This window comes from Bacillus sp. SJZ110, assembly GCF_006715455.1.
Taxonomy (GTDB): domain Bacteria; phylum Bacillota; class Bacilli; order Bacillales; family Bacillaceae; genus Bacillus; species Bacillus subtilis.
Genome location: NZ_VFNF01000002.1, coordinates 904,505 through 921,351, shown reverse-complemented (window position 1 = coordinate 921,351; position 16,847 = coordinate 904,505). Strand labels below are relative to the sequence as shown.

The 16,847-nt window shown below is 42.6% G+C and carries 22 protein-coding genes; 8 read left to right on the top strand and 14 right to left on the bottom strand.

Annotated features, from left to right (window positions below; all coding sequences use genetic code 11):
• On the bottom strand, positions 1 to 99 hold a 99-nt coding region (locus FB592_RS21250), incomplete at its 3' end, for a hypothetical protein (protein ID WP_311769833.1).
• Between the two features lie 132 nt (positions 100 to 231).
• Entirely contained in the window at positions 232 to 1,200 is a 969-nt protein-coding gene (gene spoVK, locus FB592_RS10035; protein ID WP_003231746.1) for a stage V sporulation protein K, read from the bottom strand.
• Positions 1,201 to 1,833: 633 nt separating this feature from the next.
• Here spoVK and cwlC point away from each other — a divergent pair.
• Positions 1,834 to 2,601 (top strand): sporulation-specific N-acetylmuramoyl-L-alanine amidase, encoded by a 768-nt coding sequence (cwlC, locus tag FB592_RS10025; RefSeq protein WP_141949471.1) that lies wholly within the window; start codon positions 1,834 to 1,836, stop codon positions 2,599 to 2,601.
• 63 nt (positions 2,602 to 2,664) lie between these two features.
• Here the strand turns inward: cwlC and FB592_RS10020 are convergent, their stop codons facing one another.
• The 9 genes from FB592_RS10020 to FB592_RS09980 all read right to left on the bottom strand — a co-directional run bounded on the left by FB592_RS10020 (position 2,665) and on the right by FB592_RS09980 (position 9,535).
• Positions 2,665 to 3,285, bottom strand: coding sequence for a hypothetical protein (locus FB592_RS10020; RefSeq protein ID WP_141949470.1), 621 nt, complete (start codon positions 3,283 to 3,285; stop codon positions 2,665 to 2,667).
• Between the two features lie 49 nt (positions 3,286 to 3,334).
• On the bottom strand, positions 3,335 to 4,324 hold the full coding sequence (gene nrdF, locus FB592_RS10015; RefSeq protein WP_003231754.1) for a class 1b ribonucleoside-diphosphate reductase subunit beta: 990 nt from the start codon (positions 4,322 to 4,324) through the stop codon (positions 3,335 to 3,337).
• Positions 4,325 to 4,341: 17 nt separating this feature from the next.
• Positions 4,342 to 6,444 (bottom strand): class 1b ribonucleoside-diphosphate reductase subunit alpha, encoded by a 2,103-nt coding sequence (nrdE, locus tag FB592_RS10010; protein ID WP_038828297.1) that lies wholly within the window; start codon positions 6,442 to 6,444, stop codon positions 4,342 to 4,344.
• On the bottom strand, positions 6,404 to 6,796 hold the full coding sequence (gene nrdI / locus FB592_RS10005; protein ID WP_003231758.1) for a class Ib ribonucleoside-diphosphate reductase assembly flavoprotein NrdI: 393 nt from the start codon (positions 6,794 to 6,796) through the stop codon (positions 6,404 to 6,406). Before nrdI ends, nrdE begins: the two co-directional genes overlap by 41 nt.
• Before the next feature lie 241 nt (positions 6,797 to 7,037).
• Positions 7,038 to 7,268, bottom strand: coding sequence for a hypothetical protein (locus FB592_RS10000; RefSeq protein ID WP_003245262.1), 231 nt, complete (start codon positions 7,266 to 7,268; stop codon positions 7,038 to 7,040).
• Between the two features lie 81 nt (positions 7,269 to 7,349).
• On the bottom strand, positions 7,350 to 7,622 hold the full coding sequence (locus FB592_RS09995; protein ID WP_014479841.1) for a YmzC family protein: 273 nt from the start codon (positions 7,620 to 7,622) through the stop codon (positions 7,350 to 7,352).
• 194 nt (positions 7,623 to 7,816) lie between these two features.
• The gene (gene hfq, locus FB592_RS09990) at positions 7,817 to 8,038 is read right to left on the bottom strand and encodes an RNA chaperone Hfq (protein ID WP_003221097.1); all 222 of its coding nucleotides are present in this window, start codon (positions 8,036 to 8,038) and stop codon (positions 7,817 to 7,819) included.
• Positions 8,039 to 8,077: 39 nt separating this feature from the next.
• The gene (miaA, locus tag FB592_RS09985) at positions 8,078 to 9,022 is read right to left on the bottom strand and encodes a tRNA (adenosine(37)-N6)-dimethylallyltransferase MiaA (protein ID WP_021479248.1); all 945 of its coding nucleotides are present in this window, start codon (positions 9,020 to 9,022) and stop codon (positions 8,078 to 8,080) included.
• Positions 9,023 to 9,121: 99 nt separating this feature from the next.
• Entirely contained in the window at positions 9,122 to 9,535 is a 414-nt protein-coding gene (locus FB592_RS09980; RefSeq protein ID WP_003231769.1) for a YmaF family protein, read from the bottom strand.
• Between the two features lie 88 nt (positions 9,536 to 9,623).
• Between FB592_RS09980 and FB592_RS09975 the strand changes: the two genes are divergently transcribed.
• The 3 genes from FB592_RS09975 to ebrB all read left to right on the top strand — a co-directional run bounded on the left by FB592_RS09975 (position 9,624) and on the right by ebrB (position 10,718).
• A complete protein-coding gene (locus tag FB592_RS09975; protein ID WP_003245252.1) occupies positions 9,624 to 9,899 on the top strand; it encodes a hypothetical protein in 276 nt (91 codons plus the stop codon).
• A gap of 134 nt (positions 9,900 to 10,033) precedes the next feature.
• Positions 10,034 to 10,351 carry a multidrug efflux SMR transporter subunit EbrA gene (gene ebrA / locus FB592_RS09970; RefSeq protein ID WP_015483253.1) on the top strand — a complete coding sequence of 106 codons (318 nt, stop codon included), beginning with the start codon at positions 10,034 to 10,036 and terminating at the stop codon, positions 10,349 to 10,351.
• A gap of 13 nt (positions 10,352 to 10,364) precedes the next feature.
• Entirely contained in the window at positions 10,365 to 10,718 is a 354-nt protein-coding gene (gene ebrB, locus FB592_RS09965; RefSeq protein ID WP_003245163.1) for a multidrug efflux SMR transporter subunit EbrB, read from the top strand.
• 13 nt (positions 10,719 to 10,731) lie between these two features.
• Here the strand turns inward: ebrB and FB592_RS09960 are convergent, their stop codons facing one another.
• The 3 genes from FB592_RS09960 to FB592_RS09950 all read right to left on the bottom strand — a co-directional run bounded on the left by FB592_RS09960 (position 10,732) and on the right by FB592_RS09950 (position 12,474).
• Entirely contained in the window at positions 10,732 to 11,184 is a 453-nt protein-coding gene (locus tag FB592_RS09960) for an OsmC family protein (RefSeq protein WP_003231775.1), read from the bottom strand.
• A gap of 69 nt (positions 11,185 to 11,253) precedes the next feature.
• Positions 11,254 to 11,961: a poly-gamma-glutamate hydrolase family protein gene (locus tag FB592_RS09955; protein WP_003245758.1), complete on the bottom strand. Its 708-nt coding sequence runs from the start codon at positions 11,959 to 11,961 to the stop codon at positions 11,254 to 11,256.
• Positions 11,962 to 12,240: 279 nt separating this feature from the next.
• Positions 12,241 to 12,474, bottom strand: a complete 234-nt coding sequence (locus tag FB592_RS09950) for a hypothetical protein (RefSeq protein ID WP_014476869.1) — start codon at positions 12,472 to 12,474, stop codon at positions 12,241 to 12,243.
• A 224-nt stretch (positions 12,475 to 12,698) separates the two neighbouring features.
• On the opposite strand from FB592_RS09950, the gene aprX reads away from it, so the two are divergent.
• The 4 genes from aprX to FB592_RS09930 all read left to right on the top strand — a co-directional run bounded on the left by aprX (position 12,699) and on the right by FB592_RS09930 (position 16,843).
• A complete protein-coding gene (aprX, locus tag FB592_RS09945; protein WP_021479250.1) occupies positions 12,699 to 14,027 on the top strand; it encodes a serine protease AprX in 1,329 nt (442 codons plus the stop codon).
• Positions 14,028 to 14,136: 109 nt separating this feature from the next.
• Entirely contained in the window at positions 14,137 to 14,961 is an 825-nt protein-coding gene (locus tag FB592_RS09940; RefSeq protein WP_031314957.1) for an MBL fold metallo-hydrolase, read from the top strand.
• Positions 14,962 to 15,039: 78 nt separating this feature from the next.
• On the top strand, positions 15,040 to 15,396 hold the full coding sequence (ymzB, locus tag FB592_RS09935; protein ID WP_003231786.1) for a protein YmzB: 357 nt from the start codon (positions 15,040 to 15,042) through the stop codon (positions 15,394 to 15,396).
• Positions 15,397 to 15,625: 229 nt separating this feature from the next.
• Entirely contained in the window at positions 15,626 to 16,843 is a 1,218-nt protein-coding gene (locus tag FB592_RS09930; protein ID WP_032725742.1) for a cytochrome P450 family protein, read from the top strand.
• Positions 16,844 to 16,847 lie beyond the last annotated feature (4 nt).

Below are 16,847 nucleotides of genomic sequence, written 5' to 3'. Positions count from 1 at the left end.
TAGCTCTTCCATAGAATTTTCAAAATGCTCATCCGTGATATGCGGCAGCTGACATCCGACTAAAATGGCTTTCTCCTGAATCGTTTCTTGTTCGTTCAAATGGATGTTCCTTTCTTTTGCATATTGGGCAGTAGTATTATCATACCAAACCCTGCATGTGTATACCACAAATCGATTGCTTTGAAAAGCGGAAATACGAGCAAAAAACAGACCTCTCAAAAACTGAGAGGTCTATGCAGATCCAGATGCTTCTTCTTTAATGGAAAGATCTTGGCTTTTGATGGTCATCAAGTCGCTTTTTAAGTATTGGTCTCCCATTAAAAGCCTCATGGCTTGTGCTCTGATCGATTTTTCGATCACATTTCTGACAAAACGTCCATTGCTGAATTTAATGGGACTTGTCGTGCTTTTCACTGTCATTAAGTAATCTTTCAATTTCCATTCAGCTTCTTGACTGAGCTGGTATTCCCTTTCATCGATCATTCGTTTCGCAATCTCCATGAGCTGGGTCACAGAGTAATCCGGAAAATCAATGGAGATGGGAAATCTTGATTGGAGACCGGGATTTAACGAGAGAAAATGATCCATTTCCCGTGAATATCCGGCGAGTATCAAAATAAACTCATGCTGTTTGTCTTCCATATGCTTGACAAGTGTGTCGATCGCTTCTTTCCCAAAGTCCTTTTCGCCGCCTCTTGCCAGCGAGTAGGCTTCGTCTATAAACAAAATGCCACCTAATGACTTTTTGATTAAGTCTCTCGTCTTTTGGGCGGTGTGTCCGATATACTCCCCGACCAGGTCAGCCCGCTCCGCTTCTATTAAGTGGCCTTTTGACAGGACATTCATTTCAAAGAACAGCTTGCCGATGAGCCGTGCAACCGTCGTTTTTCCCGTTCCCGGATTTCCTTTAAACATCATGTGCAGCGCTTGCTTTCCAACCTTCAAGCCTTGCTCCGCGCGTTTTTGGTTCACAAAAATCCAGGCGTATATTTCCTTGATGTTGCGTTTCATTTCCTCCATCCCAACTAATGCGCTCATCTCTTTTTCGATTTCCTTCAAAATGCCGTGCTTTGCTTCGTTTTTTTGCAATGCAGCCTGATATTCCGCCTCTGCCTCAGCATTCGTCAGCACCTGCTTTTGCCCGTTCAGAATAATGTTGATCTGTCCGTTGTTTTTATAAGTCACAGCGCGCTCCAACATCTTCACCTCTCTGTTCTCTCTATATGATATTCAAGCGGATGCCGATTGTGACAAACGCCTATCATGTGTCGAAACAATTGCTTTTTTCGGGAACAATAAGGAATCCTGCGCTTTCCCGAGAAATACTTTATTTCTTATTGTATTCACGGACATGGGGTGGACAAACCATGAGATTTTGTTTTTAATCATTTTGTCAGAGTATTATAGTGAGCTTCTTTCTCTCATTATTATCCCCATTCGCCAATCCTTTTTTCATGTAACGGGCTGTTTTTTGTACGAAGCGTATTACCCGCCGTAAGATACCTGAAGTGTTTTTCTTTTTTTCGATTTATAAAGTGGTGTCTTTAATGAAAGGAGCTTTTCTCATCAATTTACGTTTCAAATGCTTATGAACGTAAAGCTTAAAATCAGCAGGAATCAGTGCAGGTTAACCGAACCCATAGTACATACAAACATATGGCATATGCACATATTTCATTTTGGGCCGTATCTGTTGTCGCTTCATGTTGAATTGTGCGCTTTCCCGAGAAATAATTCCCGGTGTGAAAGGGTTATTTCCTCATTTTTCAGTTGAATGATAATCGTACAAGCAGAAGCCGTGTTTTTTCATATCCTGTAATGAGGTGATGAAAAATGGTTAAAATTTTTATTGATCCTGGCCATGGCGGGTCTGATCCAGGCGCAACAGGTAATGGCCTTCAGGAAAAAACGTTAACTCTGCAAATCGCTTTAGCCTTACGTACGATATTAACTAATGAATATGAAGGCGTTTCTCTGCTGCTGAGCCGGACAAGCGACCAATTTGTCAGCTTAAACGACCGGACAAATGCCGCAAATAACTGGGGAGCAGATTTCTTTTTGTCCATTCACGTTAATTCCGGAGGAGGCACAGGTTTTGAAAGCTATATTTATCCAGGTGTAGGAGCTCCGACGACGACTTATCAATCGAGTATTCACTCTGAAGTGATACAAGCTGTCGACTTTGCCGATCGCGGCAAAAAAACAGCGAACTTCCACGTCCTAAGGGAGTCGGCAATGCCTGCCCTCTTGACCGAGAACGGCTTCATTGATACCGTTGCCGATGCAAATAAGCTGAAAACGAGCAGTTTTATTCAAAGCTTAGCGAGAGGACATGCAAACGGGCTGGAGCAAGCCTTTAACCTTAAAAAGACTTCCAGCTCAGGGTTATATAAGGTTCAAATCGGCGCATTTAAAGTCAAAGCGAATGCCGACTCGCTCGCAAGTAAAGCCGAAGCCAAAGGTTTTGACTCGATTGTCCTTTTAAAGGACGGATTATACAAAGTGCAGCTTGGCGCATTTTCATCCAAAGACAATGCAGACACCCTCGCTGCCAGATCGAAAAATGCCGGCTTTGACGCTATTGTGATCCTAGAATCATAGCCGAGACGGGGACGAGCGTCTCATAAAAAAACCCGGCTCCTCATCGCGAGAAACCGGGTTTTTTTATTCAAGAATATCAACAACAAACTGTGACCATGTTTCCAGACGGTTGTAGATGTCATCCTGTTTTAATTCAGAAACTTTCATCCATTTACCCGCAATTTGTTCTTTCTCCTTCACTTCCACTTGTGCGCCAGGCTTTAATTGAAGCGCAGAAAGAATACCGATATGCACTTTGCCAACACTGTTTTCATCATCATTGATCAATCCCAGTGTGACAATCGCCTGTTTATCTTCTTCATTTATTTGCAATTCTTCCTCAAGCTCACGGTCTGTGTTCAGCTTTAAGACTTCAGCAAATGAAGCTGCCCCTTCGATGGCGTTCATATGGCCGCCAAAGCCGAGAGAAAGCTTGTTGTGCAGTCGTGATTCACCGCCGCCAGCCAGCCGCTCGTAAAGAAAAACTTCATCTTCACGCTTAATGACAACATAAGGTATCGGCTGCTTGAAACGCGGATCTTCTTCTGCGTCCCCTCTTCTCATTTCACGATAGGCCGCTTCAATCTGAGCCATGATTTCGGCTACTCTGCTATCTTCACTGTACACGCCCTGGAAGGTTAAGCTTTCTTTCTTAAACACATTATCGCGCGGGGCAACTAAAATCATTTCGTCCATTTTTCCCATGGGTACTGCGTCCTCCTCATTTGAACCTTCAAGCCGAAAAGAGCAGATATTATATCTGCTCTTTTTCATCTTCAAAATAAAAGTCATCATCTTTGAGCGGCTCAACTGTCGCTTTTTTATAGCCATTCCCCTTCATAGAGAAGAAGTCATGCGATTTAGTTTTTGTGTTTAATCCGTTTAATACGATCGGATTAATATCTTCCTCTTCGAAATATGGATCAAATCCAAGATTCATCAGCGCTTTATTCGCATTATAACGGATGAATTTCTTTACATCGTGTGAGAGTCCGACTTGATCGTACAAGTCCTCTGTATATTCAAGCTCATTTTCATATAACTGATTCAGAAGGTCAATCGCAAATTCACGAAGCTCTGCTTTTTTCTCTTCTGTCTGTTTATTATAAATTTCCTGAGCAAGGAGACCGACATACACGCCGTGAATCGCTTCGTCACGAAGGATCAGGTTAATGATCTCACCGCTTTGCATCAGTTTTCCTTGTCCGTAGAAATATAACGGATAATAGAAACCGCTGTAGAAAAGGAAGCTTTCCAGATAGACGGAAGCAACCATCGCTTTGAACAGTGAAATTTCATCATCTTTTTGAATGGCTTTGTAAAGCCCGACAATCATTTGCGCTTTTTTCTGCAAATATTTATTTTGTTTAACCCATTCAAATACTTCATTGATCGTTTCAGTCGGTGCAAGGGTCATGAAAATATTAGAGTACGACTTCGCATGGACAGCGTTCTCCATCATCGCCATAAAGTTCAGCACCGCTTTCCGCTGGTGGCCATCTACGTGTTCAGCCACGATCGGCATCCCCGTATTCCCCTGCTCTGTATCAAGAAGCGTAAGTCCGGCCAGTACCTTCATATAAGTATCCTGCTCATTTTTTCCGAGGTACTTCCATGTGAGAAGATCTCCGTTTAAAGCAATCTCTTCCGGAAGCCAGAACTGTTTCACGTTTTGGTTATAGAACATTTGGGTAAAATCGTCTTCATGCTTTGACCAGTTTGCTGCGTCATAAATTTTTGTCACTATAAACTCTCCTTTAATCAAACAACACAAGAAAGGCAGCTGTCTTGCCCAGTATCTTTCGTTCTTGCATAGTAAATGGTTTTAATACCTCTATGATGTGCATACAGATCGATTCGGTTTAAATCACGGGTCGTCATTGTGTCTTTTAAGAACAATGTAAAGCTGATTCCCTGATCAATGTGCTGCTGGATAGTGGCGATCATATCCACAACCTTGAACATGTCCATATCGTAGGCTTCTTTATAGAAGAACCAGTTATTAGATGCAAGCCCAGGCATTGGGTAGTACGTTTTTGAGTTGCCGTATGTTCGTTCTTCAATCCGTTCCATAATCGGCATAACAGACGCCGTGCTTGATTGAACATATGAGATAGAGCCTGTCGGCGCAATGCATAATCTGTAGCTGTGATACATGCCGTGTTCAGCGACAAATGCTTTTAGCTTTTCCCAGTCCTCTGTCGTCGGGATATGCATACCCTCAAACAGGTTGGCGATTTTTTCGTATTTCGGTGAGAAATCAGTTGAAACGTATTTGTCGAAGTATTCACCTGTCGCATAGGTTGATCCTTCATATTGATCAAATGTTTCGCCCTTCTCTTTTGCGATTTCCGCAGAACGCTGGATGGAGTAGAAGTTCACCATCATAAAGAACGTGTTTGCAAAGTCACGCGCTTCCGGACTTTCATACGCAATGCCGTTTTGCGCAAGGTAGCCGTGAAGGTTCATAGCACCGAGGCCGATTGATTTCATCGCTTTGTTTGCCCGTCTTACAGCAGGCGCATTACGGATGTCAGTTGTTTCAGACACGTGTGTTAAAGAGTCTGTCGCAAGCTTGACTGTCTTTTCGATTGATTTATGCTCCATGACATTGAGAATGTTAAGCGAACCCAGGTTGCAGGAAATATCCAGACCGATTTCATCTTCTTCATCATAGTCTGTGTATGAAGAAACTTGAGATGCCTGCAGCACTTCAGAGCAAAGGTTAGAAAATTTGACCTTGGAAATATGGTTATTCGCATGCACTTTATTGACGTTATCTTGGAACATGATGTATGGATAGCCTGATTCAGAACGAAGCATCGCCAATTTTTCAAGCAGTTTCCGCGGGTTGATTTTTTCCTTTTTCACCCGAGGGTTGTCGACAAACTTGTCGTACATTTCGTTCATGTCCATCTCATCCATGTGCTGGCCGTACTCTTTATAAATCGTGTGCGGGTAGAATACATAAGCCGCTTTGTCCTCGCGTGCAAGCTCAACGAACTTATCCGGAATGACAACACCGATCGAAAGCGTTTTGACACGCACATCTTCATCCGCAGAAATCTTTTTCGTATCAAGAAAATCATTGATATCGCGGTGGAAAATGTTTAAATACGCCGCGCCGGACCCTTGTCTTTGTCCCATTTGGTCAGCGTAACGGAACGCGTTATCAAGAAGCTTCATGACGCCTACAACGCCTTTTGTCGCATTCTCAACATCTTTAATGGCTTCACCTTTCGCGCGAAGCTTGGACAGGTTAAGAGAAACCCCGCCGCCAAGCTTAGAAAGCTGCATGGAGATATCGATTGCTCTTGAAATGTCATTTAAAGAATCATTAACTTCGAGCAAGAAGCAGCTCACAAGTTCACCGCGGCGTTTTCTGCCGGCATTCAAAAATGTCGGTGTGCTCGGCTGATATTCTTGATTGATCATCAGGTTTACATATTCTTTTGCTTTCTCAGTGTCGCCGTTAGCGAAGAACAGCGCAACAATTGAGATCCGGTCCTCATAACGCTCGAGGATTTTTTTCTTGTCATTCGTTTTCAAAGCATAGTCATTATAGAATTTAAACGCACTCATGAAGGAAGGAAAACGAAACTTCTTAGCGTAAGCTGTCTTAAACACTTCTTTAATGTCTTCAAAAGAATAAAGGCTTAAGAATTCCTCTTCGTAGTATTGATTTTCAACCAAATAATCCAGCTTCTCTTTTAAATCGTGAAAGAAGACTGTGTTTTGATTGATATAATCTACAAAATAGCTATGTACAGCCTCTTTATCCTTATCAAACTGGAATTTCCCATCTTTTTGGATCATGATTTCGTTATTTAACTGGATCCATTTTGGCACTTGATTTTGTGACAACTCTTTCTACCTCCTGAGTAAACAATTCAACGTCTTTAGATGTGCCGCTGAGTTCAAATTTGTGCAAGATCGGCACCTGATATTGTCTTGAAATGGTATCGGCGCTTTTTGCAAAGTTATCGCCCCATACTTTGTTGCCGCTCGCAGCGACTCCTAATAAGAGATGGGCGTATTTTTCGAGAAATGATTGTGTTGATGCCGGTACCTGGCCGAAGTTTGTCGTGTAGGTGACCAAAACAAACGGAGTGTCCACGTGGTCCATTTCGTCCACCTTGCGTATCTGCTGAAAGCCTGTTTTATTCACAAACCGCTGAACATTCCCTGTTTTCGAATCAAATATGATTTGTACCACGTTTTATCACGACCTATCAAAAATATGAATCTCTCATCACTAACACTATATATAGTATACTACCCTCTAGCAAAAACACAATATGTAGATTCGTTTTTATGAAAAATTCATATTTTGATCAAATCAGGCAAATGGGCAGACTCATTAGGGCCCAAAAAAGAGAGCAGAACGAGAATCATCTCTCGTCCTACTCGGGGTGTCGTTTTTAGCCGATGTATATCATAACATGAAAAAAAACTGCTTAGTAGTCTAGATTTTTTTTTCTTAAGCTATCACAGCATTTTTCGCTCTCTACTGTTTCTTCTATTTCAACATCCGCGCCGATCTCTTCTAAAACCGCCTTCAAAGCAGTGATAATTGACGCTTCTCTGATTAATTCTTTTCCGTTCACAATGATACTTGTTCCGTATTCATAGCAAGAATCATCTTCGCAAATTTCTTCCCAATGATTCACGATCACTTTATGCTTCATGTTTTCACCCTCTGTTTGATCTGTGTCTGTATTTAGTTTAGCGGCTGGCATCCGCTTTGTAAATTCGAATGCTTGTGAATTTTATTCAAGCTCATCATCCGCGTATTCTTTCTTCAGCTTTACCTCATTGCGGGACTCATTATACTCATAAATTTTGATATAGCCGTCCTCCATAACGCCAAAATGGTTATGTTCAAGTGGAAACGAGGTGGGCTGAGGCGTTTCATAGTCTGAATTGCCGCTGTCTGTTTCAATAATGGTATCTTGATTCCCGCACGCCCCGAACAGTAAAAAGACAGCTATCCATACAAGTGCAATCCTGATTCGTCTCAGTTCTGCTTCACTTTCAAACAAGGTCGATCACTCCCAAATTCATTTTATACATAATATACCATTTTACTTCCGTATGTTGTTCTCATAAAAAAAGACCGTGCCTTGGCATGGTCAGCTTACACAAAAAGCTTGGAGCAAAAGTGGATGCATGTTAAAAATGGCCGCCGGGAACCCCCGGCAGCCTTTCCTCATGTCTTGACATGGCATTTTTTGATCTATTCGAGTTCAAGCTGGACGTTTTTTTGCGGCGCAAACGTTGAGATCGCATGTTTATATATAAGCTGCTGCTTACCTTCCGATTCCAACAATACGGTAAAGTTATCAAAGCCTTTCACCTGGCCCCGCAACTGAAAGCCGTTCAGCAAAAAAACAGTGACATACGTATTTTCTTTCCGGATTTGATTCAAAAACTGATCCTGAATATTAATCGGTTTCATGTTTCGTCCTCCTTGATTCTCTATATCATACAGTTTCGATTAAAGTTCGAGTTTTCCTGCTATATGTGTGAAAATTTCCTTTTTTTTCAGCTCCATATCAACAGGCGGTGTCATATCGAACCATGTGACCTGCATTTTGTTGCGAAACCACGTCAACTGGCGTTTCGCATACCGCCTCGAGTTCTGCTTTAGCTGTTCGACAGCATCGGAAAGTGTCACAAAACCGTCAAAATATGCATACAGCTCTTTATAGCCTATCGCCTGTATTGATTGACAGTCTCTCACGTTCTTGTCGTATAAGCGTTTCACTTCCGGAAGAAGGCCTGACTGCATCATCATATCGACCCGCTGATTAATTCTTTCGTAAAGCGTGTCTCTATCCATTGTCAGGCCAATTAACACTGCATTGTACAGAAGTTCTCGTTTTTGTTCCTTCAAATGCTGGGACATCGTTTTTCCGGACGTATGTAAAATTTCCAGTGCGCGAATGACTCTTCTTGTATTATTCGGATGAATCGCAGCTGCTGCCTCGGGATCTGCTGCAGCAAGTTTGGCATGAAGAAAGTCAGCGCCTTCCCGCTCAGCAGCCATTTGCATGCTCTCTCGAAACACGGGATCATTTGCCTCTTCCGTAAATGTATAATCGTAAAGCACAGATTGTATATAAAGCCCTGTACCGCCGACAATCATCGGAAGCTTTCCTCTATTTGCAATCTCGCTGATTTTATTTCTTACTAAGCTTTGATAATCGGCAGTAGAGAAAGAGTCTTGGGGATCTAAAATGTCAATCAGATGATGGGGCACTCCCTCCATCTCCTGTTCGGTAATTTTAGCTGTTCCAATATCCATCCCTTTATAAATCTGCATCGAATCTCCGCTGATAATTTCCGCGTTTAAGGATTTGGCTAGCTGAATACTTAAATTGGTTTTCCCCACTGCCGTCGGTCCGACTAAAATGACAACGGGCTGCTTCGTATTATTCAATATGTATCACTCTCTTTTATAAATCTCCCCCCATTATAGCATTCAACATGGACAACCACCTATCCATTTTGCCCTTTTTTTGCATCGGTAAACATCCTTCTACCAGCCGAGCGGCTCATTGCCGACAATTTCCCTTGTCTTTCCTTTCAGGGTATGACGATGCGTTTTTCTTCTGTCATCTCCGGGATCGTACACAACCCCTCCGTACTGGATCTCAATCGGCTCGTTATAGGCCAGATACGTCGTTTCTTCGATTTCATGATAATGTGTGCCATCTGCTAAGGGAATCGCCGGTCCTGAGATTCCGTAATACCGATGAAAATGGCCGTTTTCAAATGAAGTGATCCCTGTATAGTAATGTGTATGCTGATCGGTATTTGATCCGTTTGCCGGCTGAGTAAACCCTTCGATGAGATGATAATGGCCCTGTTCTCTCGTTGTTTTGACATGATAAGCATGTGCGTGGGGCGGTGCTTTTGACCAGTCAGACTGATACAGGCCCAATGTGTTCACATCCTCCTTTTCCTCGATTCGCCCAATCAAATCCGGGCAGGGTGAATACACTGCATCATCTACACTTTATTACAGGAGGAAAGAAAACATGAACGAGTTAGAGCATTTCAGCCCTGAAGATACAAGAATATTTGGAAGGCCGTTCGGATTCGGGAGACCATTTGGGTTTGGAAGACCGTTCGGGTTCGGTTACGGGTTTGGAAGACCCGGATTTGGTTATGGGTTTGGCCGGCCATTCGGATTTTTTGGAGGACCGTTTATCGGTGGCCTTGCAGGCGGGCTTATAGGAAGCGCTTTATTTAATCCTTATTTGTATGGCGGATACCCCTATTATCCGTATGCCCCGTTCCCTTTTTATTATTAAACGCAAAAGACCCCTTAAAAAGGGGTCTTTTTTAGTGTGTGAAAATGAATCTCTTGACTCATACATAGGCATACACTAATATTTTTCTAGCTGAAGTTTTTTCTAATCTAAAAATATAGTGAGGAGAATTCATGATGTTGATAGGATATATATTCCTCACGATTGCCATATGTTCGGAATCGATAGGAGCAGCCATGCTGAAAGTATCTGATGGCTTCAAAAAGTGGAAGCCAAGTGCTTTGGTCGTTATTGGCTATTCCCTCGCCTTTTATATGCTGTCCCTGACTTTAAACCATATTCCCCTGAGCCTCTCCTATGCGACTTGGAGCGGGGCGGGCACGGTGCTGACGACAGTGATCGGAGTAAAATGGTTCAAGGAAGATCTGAATGCCAAAGGGCTTATCGGGATTCTTTTATTACTATCAGGGGTCGTGTTACTTAATTGGCAGTAAAGGAGTGATGAAGATGAGAGGATTGCTTTATTTGGCTCTCGCCATTGTATCTGAAGTGTTTGGGAGCACGATGCTGAAGCTTTCAGAAGGATTTACACAAGCCTGGCCCATTGCCGGAGTCATAGTCGGATTTCTTTCTGCTTTTACGTTTCTAAGCTTTTCTTTAAAAACAATTGACTTATCAAGCGCGTATGCAACATGGTCGGGCGTTGGTACCGCACTTACAGCAATTGTCGGGTTTTTGCTTTTTGGCGAAACCATCAGTTTAAAAGGTGTATTCGGTCTCACGCTTGTCATTGCAGGCGTGGTCGTGCTAAATCAATCGAAAGCCCACGCTGAAGATAAAAAACAGACGGCCTGTGAGTGACCGTCTGTTTTCTTTATTCTCCACCCAGTTTCACAGAGGCTTCAAGCTGCAGCTCGACATTTCCTTGAATTGCACGCGAAATCATGCATGACGACTCCGCTTTTTTACAAAGCTTGTGCGCCAATGCGACGTCGTCTTGTGAAGCATCATGTTTAAGCACGACAGAGGGACGGTGAATGATCTTTTTGTATGTAAAGACTCCTTTTGTGACGTCGACAATGCCTTCTGACTCCATCTGTAAGTCTTCTTTTTCCAGCCCGCTTCTCTCCATCATCGCTGCAAGTGTAATAATGTAACAGGTCGCTGCCGCCCCGAGAAGCATTTCATCTGGGTTGGTCCCTTCTCCCGGGCCATCCATTTCTTTAGGAATGGAAATCGATGTGATCAGGTTTCCGCTTTCGATCGTACCGACATCATTGCGGTTACCCGGCCAATTCGCTTTTAAATAAAAATGATGATCTGCCATTGTTTTGCCTCCTTTTTTATCCTATTTCAGTCTACTGATCTTCTCTTATTTTGTCTTCTGATCTGCTTGTTACGAATACTCTTTTTCCAGGACACCTTTGATCGCACTGACATAAGCATAAAATTCACTGTTCTTTGTGTATTTTCTATTTTTATAATAAAAATCATCAAAAAATGCTTCTCTCTGCTCACGGCTGATTTCCAGCTGGATACTTAGCCCCGTTTCCCCTTGGTTATTAATGTTTTCGGCATTCAATCCAGCAAGACCGCTTTTAGACGACGCTAACTCAGCGGAAAACCCTCTCCGCTCAAGGGCTCTCACAATCATTTTAGCCCGTTTTCGGTCTGTTCCCCCTACAAGCGTATTCTTGTTCTCTCCTTTATATCCGTGAAAAGCCACCACATATTGATGCTCCTTGATTTTCTTTTTTGCCAATGGCTCATCAAAGTTGGTGCTTGTAATGTGCAGTGTTTGGTTATCGTGGGACTTCAACCCTTCAAACAGGTATGTAGAGTATTCATTATTGAAATAACGCACAAGCTCACTTACTCCGCCTTCAATTCTTCCGCCATGCGGAGACATAATTAAGACTTTGCTTCCTTTTTTCTCATTATATGAAATATCGTAATCGGCTGGGCTCTCATTCTCTGCCAAGCTGCTGAAATTTGAATATGTATCTGGCTGATTTGATGGTTCAGGTTCCAATGAGTAATGAACATATCTCAAGAACAAGACAATGGCTAAGACTAATATGACATTTAGTAAAAATCTTCTCATGTTTAACTCCTTTCATAAGAATGGCGCGGTTCATTATATGAGGTTTAGCCAATAGGTTTTATCTTACCATTGTATACACAATATCATCAGTGAAAAAGTTCCCGGTTTCAAAAAATCAATTGATTGTCACGGTTATTAGCGGTTCATTTCAAATAAGAGTGAAAAAAGGTTGAGAGGAAAGACATAAAAGGTAGGAACAACCTCACTTGGCAAATAAATGTATATAGGTTCAAGGAGGGTTTTAGTAACAGGCTGCCCGGTTGCTGAGACGGACAGCTGTTACCGGCCTGCAGAATAGAGATTTTGCTTATTTGTTCTCACAAAGTCACAGGAGAGGATAGAGTCCAATAAAAATGTTCTGATCTGTTGTTTCGAAAAACAAAATGCTTTGATTTTCGTTTTGCTTTTCTGTCTCACAATAATCGTTCTTTTACTAATCGTTCCGTCTTTCTTCATATATATAATGCTGATTGGCATTTGGCTTTCCAAAGATCGGTGCAAGTAGAAATTCATACGGTTGCTCTCCCCTTCCCAGTTTGATATGATCACATTATAATACGAACAAACGTTCTTTTTCAATCCCCAATGATTTCCTCAACTTCTGAATCTATCGTATCTAATGCGAAAGATTCAGAAAAACAAACTCTTGTCTGTCTCTTATAGAGGACAAACAAACTTACCAAACCTATCATCTGTTCATAGAGTATACAGAGAACCTTATAATAGGAGGAAAATACATGTTTGGGTACTCTATGGTACAAATGGTGAGAGCAAATGCTCACAAGCTAGATTGGCCGTTACGGGAAACCGTATTGCAGCTTTACAGGCCCTTCAAATGGACTCCTTGCTTCTTGCATAAATTTTTCGAAACCAAATTGCAAAACAGAAAAAAAATGTCAGTCATTATCGAATTTGAGGAAGGCTGTCACGAGACCGGCTTTCAAATGGCTGGAGAGGTTCTGCAAAAAGAAAAACGCAGCAAGCTAAAAAGCCGCTTCAACAAAATCAATTGCTGCAGCGCGGAGGTTACTCCTTCAGCATTACATTCCCTTCTCTCTGAATGCAGCAATATCCGTAAAGTGTATTTAAACCGCGAAGTCAAAGCGCTTTTAGACACGGCAACCGAAGCAAGCCATGCGAAGGAAGTCGTCAGAAACGGGCAAACCCTGACAGGAAAAGGTGTTACTGTCGCTGTTGTCGATACAGGAATCTACCCGCATCCTGATCTAGAAGGCAGAATTATCGGATTCGCGGACATGGTCAATCAAAAAACAGAGCCGTACGATGATAATGGTCATGGCACACACTGTGCAGGTGATGTCGCAAGCAGCGGTGCATCCTCTTCCGGTCAATACCGCGGACCTGCACCGGAAGCCAATCTCATCGGCGTAAAGGTATTAAACAAGCAGGGTTCAGGAACGTTAGCAGATATTATAGAGGGTGTTGAGTGGTGTATTCAATACAATGAGGACAACCCCGATGAACCGATTGATATTATTAGCATGTCGCTCGGGGGCGATGCCCTTAGATATGATCATGAACAGGAAGATCCGTTAGTCAGAGCGGTTGAGGAAGCGTGGAGCGCAGGGATTGTCGTCTGTGTCGCTGCCGGAAACTCAGGCCCTGATTCGCAGACCATTGCAAGCCCGGGCGTGAGCGAAAAGGTGATTACAGTAGGTGCGCTTGACGATAACAATACTGCAAGCAGCGATGATGATACTGTCGCTTCCTTCTCAAGCCGCGGCCCGACAGTATACGGGAAAGAAAAGCCCGATATTTTAGCGCCGGGTGTTAATATTATTTCCCTTCGCTCTCCGAATTCTTATATTGATAAGCTCCAAAAGTCAAGCCGTGTAGGGTCTCAGTACTTTACAATGTCAGGAACCTCGATGGCAACACCGATTTGCGCAGGAATCGCAGCTTTAATTCTTCAGCAAAACCCGGATCTTACCCCCGATGAAGTAAAAGAGCTTTTGAAAAACGGCACGGACAAATGGAAAGATGAAGATCCGAATATCTACGGAGCGGGCGCTGTCAACGCAGAAAATTCCGTTCCCGGCCAATAAACATCATCAAAAGCCGGCAATTCTCTTTCAGCAGAACTGCCGGTTTTTTGTTTGAATATTCATAATCATAAGGTAAAATAATGGAAAATAGATGAAGGAAGTGAAGAAAGTGCCATATTATATCTGCAACACATGCGGTGTGCAACATGCACAGACTGTAGATCCGCCCAACTCGTGTCTGATTTGCGAGGATGAAAGGCAGTATATTCATCCCGATGGACAAAGTTGGACAACCCTTGAAGACATGCGTGAGAAAGGAACCCTTCAAAACATCCTCCAAAAGGAAGAAGAGCATCTTTACAGCATCAAAACTGAACCAGAGTTTGCGATTGGACAAACAGCCCATCTTATCCAGCATAAGGGCTTCAATGTGCTATGGGATTGCATGACATATCTTGACCAAAAGACAATTGACCAAATCAACGAATTAGGCGGTATTCAAGCCATCGCCTTGTCTCATCCGCATTATTACTCTACTCAGGTTGAGTGGGCTGAAGCGTTTCAGGCGCCGATCTATATCCATGAGGATGATAAAGAATGGGTGACAAGGCCAAGCAATCACATTCACTTCTGGTCAGGGGAAACGCTCAACGTAAAGCCGGGACTGGACCTTTACCGACTGGGCGGACATTTTAAAGGCGGTGCTGTTTTGCATTGGAGCAAGGGCAATGAAGGGAAAGGGTGTCTATTGACCGGAGATATCATTACGGTTGCGGCGGACCGAAACTGGGTCAGCTTTATGTACAGCTACCCAAATCTCATTCCCCTTCCCGCCTCCAAAGTTGAAGAAATAGCAGCCAAAGTAAAACCGCTTCAATTCAACCGGCTTTACAATGCTTTTTCTAAAGTTGTCAAAGAAAATGCAAGTGAAGCGGTCCAGCGTTCTGCCGTACGCTATATCAAGGCTCTCAACAGCGAATTGTTTCATACATAAAGAGTGAGGCGGCTCTTTTCCGTGTAAAAGATGCAGCAATTGGGAATAGTATCGTGTAGATCAAAAGGAGGAATATTGATGGCACACACGAATACACAGCTTTCTCAATGGCTGGAATCAAAAGTCGGCCAGACGCTTGATATTAGAAAAGGTGAATTGACCCATGATGAAGAGATATCAGACTTGGATCAGATTGTTCTCCACCTTCAAAAAGTGGCTATACGCAGTACGAATCATCCTGATGATTATGTTGCGAAAGAAGAGCTTGTTTTAGAAGGCGAAGGAACAACATTCACTGAGGACGGAAACGTACCGCTTCCGCAAAATGCCTATGAGATTCCTTTATTAGGTGACATTCATATTCACCAAGAAAACGAAGGATTGAAGGTCGTAACAGATCGTGCAGTATATACAATTGATATCCAGCACAGCTGACAGTCACTTTCATCAAAATAATACAGCGTAGCGCCTTTGAGCTTTCGTTCAAAGGCGCTGCTTTATATCGAGCCGTTTTTCACTTTTTTCGTTCTTCACCCTATTGAATGACTCCTAAAATAGATATATAGTTTTAGAGACAGGATTACATTTCAAATCATTCTGTTTTTTGTAAACTAATTCAGCAATTTGATTCATCTATTTACCCTATTAGGCGAGGAGAATGCAAATGGAAAAATTGATGTTTCATCCGCATGGTAAAGAGTTTCATCACAATCCTTTTTCAGTTTTAGGACGATTTAGAGAGGAAGAGCCCATTCACCGATTTGAATTAAAACGGTTCGGAGCCACATATCCGGCCTGGTTAATTACCCGATACGATGATTGTATGGCCTTTTTAAAAGACAATCGAATTACAAGAGACGTAAAAAATGTGATGAACCAAGAACAAATTAAAATGCTCAACGTTAGTGAAGATATCGATTTTGTATCCGATCATATGCTGGCAAAAGACACACCTGACCATACCCGCCTGCGATCACTTGTTCATCAAGCATTTACTCCCCGAACCATTGAAAATCTGCGCGGCAGCATTGAACAAATTGCTGAACAGCTTTTAGATGAAATGGAAAAAGAAAATAAAGCGGATATCATGAAATCCTTCGCTTCCCCTTTGCCTTTTATTGTTATATCTGAATTGATGGGAATCCCAAAAGAAGATCGGTCACAGTTTCAAATCTGGACCAATGCGATGGTTGATACCTCTGAAGGTAATAGAGAGCTGACAAATCAGGCTCTTCGTGAATTTAAAGATTATATCGCCAAGCTGATCCATGACAGAAGGATAAAGCCAAAAGACGATTTAATCAGCAAACTTGTGCATGCTGAGGAAAACGGCTGCAAGTTAAGCGAAAAAGAGCTCTATTCGATGCTGTTCTTGCTCGTTGTAGCCGGCCTTGAGACGACTGTTAACTTACTCGGCTCAGGCACCCTCGCATTGCTGCAGCACATGAAGGAATGTGAGAAGCTCAAGCAGCATCCTGAAATGATCGCTACAGCGGTTGAAGAATTGCTGCGATACACCTCACCTGTCATTATGATGGCAAATCGGTGGGCCATTGAAGACTTTACATATAAGGGGTATTCGATCAAAAGAGGAGACATGATTTTTATAGGCATTGGATCTGCCAATCGCGACCCGAATTTTTTTGAGAACCCCGAAATATTAAATATAAATCGGTCGCCTAACAGACATATTTCTTTCGGTTTTGGCATTCATTTCTGCTTAGGAGCGCCTCTTGCCAGGCTGGAAGGCCACATTGCATTTAACGCACTTCTGAAGAGATTTCCTGATATTGAACTTGCGGTTGCACCTGATGACATTCAATGGAGAAAAAATGTCTTTTTAAGAGGGTTAGAAAGTCTTCCTGTTTCACTTTCAAAATAACATT

What these genes read in the sequence shown, in the direction of transcription:
- FB592_RS10020 (WP_141949470.1), bottom strand. Translation starts at nt 3,285, where the DNA reads ATGGGAAAAATGGACGAAATGATTTTAGTTGCCCCGCGCGATAATGTG.
- ymzB (WP_003231786.1), top strand. Translation starts at nt 15,040, where the DNA reads ATGGCACACACGAATACACAGCTTTCTCAATGGCTGGAATCAAAAGTC.
- hfq (WP_003221097.1), bottom strand. Translation starts at nt 8,038, where the DNA reads ATGAAACCGATTAATATTCAGGATCAGTTTTTGAATCAAATCCGGAAA.
- cwlC (WP_141949471.1), top strand. Translation starts at nt 1,834, where the DNA reads ATGGTTAAAATTTTTATTGATCCTGGCCATGGCGGGTCTGATCCAGGC.
- ebrA (WP_015483253.1), top strand. Translation starts at nt 10,034, where the DNA reads ATGTTGATAGGATATATATTCCTCACGATTGCCATATGTTCGGAATCG.
- ebrB (WP_003245163.1), top strand. Translation starts at nt 10,365, where the DNA reads ATGAGAGGATTGCTTTATTTGGCTCTCGCCATTGTATCTGAAGTGTTT.
- FB592_RS09975 (WP_003245252.1), top strand. Translation starts at nt 9,624, where the DNA reads ATGAACGAGTTAGAGCATTTCAGCCCTGAAGATACAAGAATATTTGGA.
- FB592_RS09930 (WP_032725742.1), top strand. Translation starts at nt 15,626, where the DNA reads ATGGAAAAATTGATGTTTCATCCGCATGGTAAAGAGTTTCATCACAAT.
- FB592_RS09955 (WP_003245758.1), bottom strand. Translation starts at nt 11,961, where the DNA reads ATGAGAAGATTTTTACTAAATGTCATATTAGTCTTAGCCATTGTCTTG.
- aprX (WP_021479250.1), top strand. Translation starts at nt 12,699, where the DNA reads ATGTTTGGGTACTCTATGGTACAAATGGTGAGAGCAAATGCTCACAAG.
- FB592_RS09960 (WP_003231775.1), bottom strand. Translation starts at nt 11,184, where the DNA reads ATGGCAGATCATCATTTTTATTTAAAAGCGAATTGGCCGGGTAACCGC.
- spoVK (WP_003231746.1), bottom strand. Translation starts at nt 1,200, where the DNA reads ATGTTGGAGCGCGCTGTGACTTATAAAAACAACGGACAGATCAACATT.
- FB592_RS10000 (WP_003245262.1), bottom strand. Translation starts at nt 7,268, where the DNA reads ATGAAGCATAAAGTGATCGTGAATCATTGGGAAGAAATTTGCGAAGAT.
- FB592_RS09950 (WP_014476869.1), bottom strand. Translation starts at nt 12,474, where the DNA reads ATGAATTTCTACTTGCACCGATCTTTGGAAAGCCAAATGCCAATCAGC.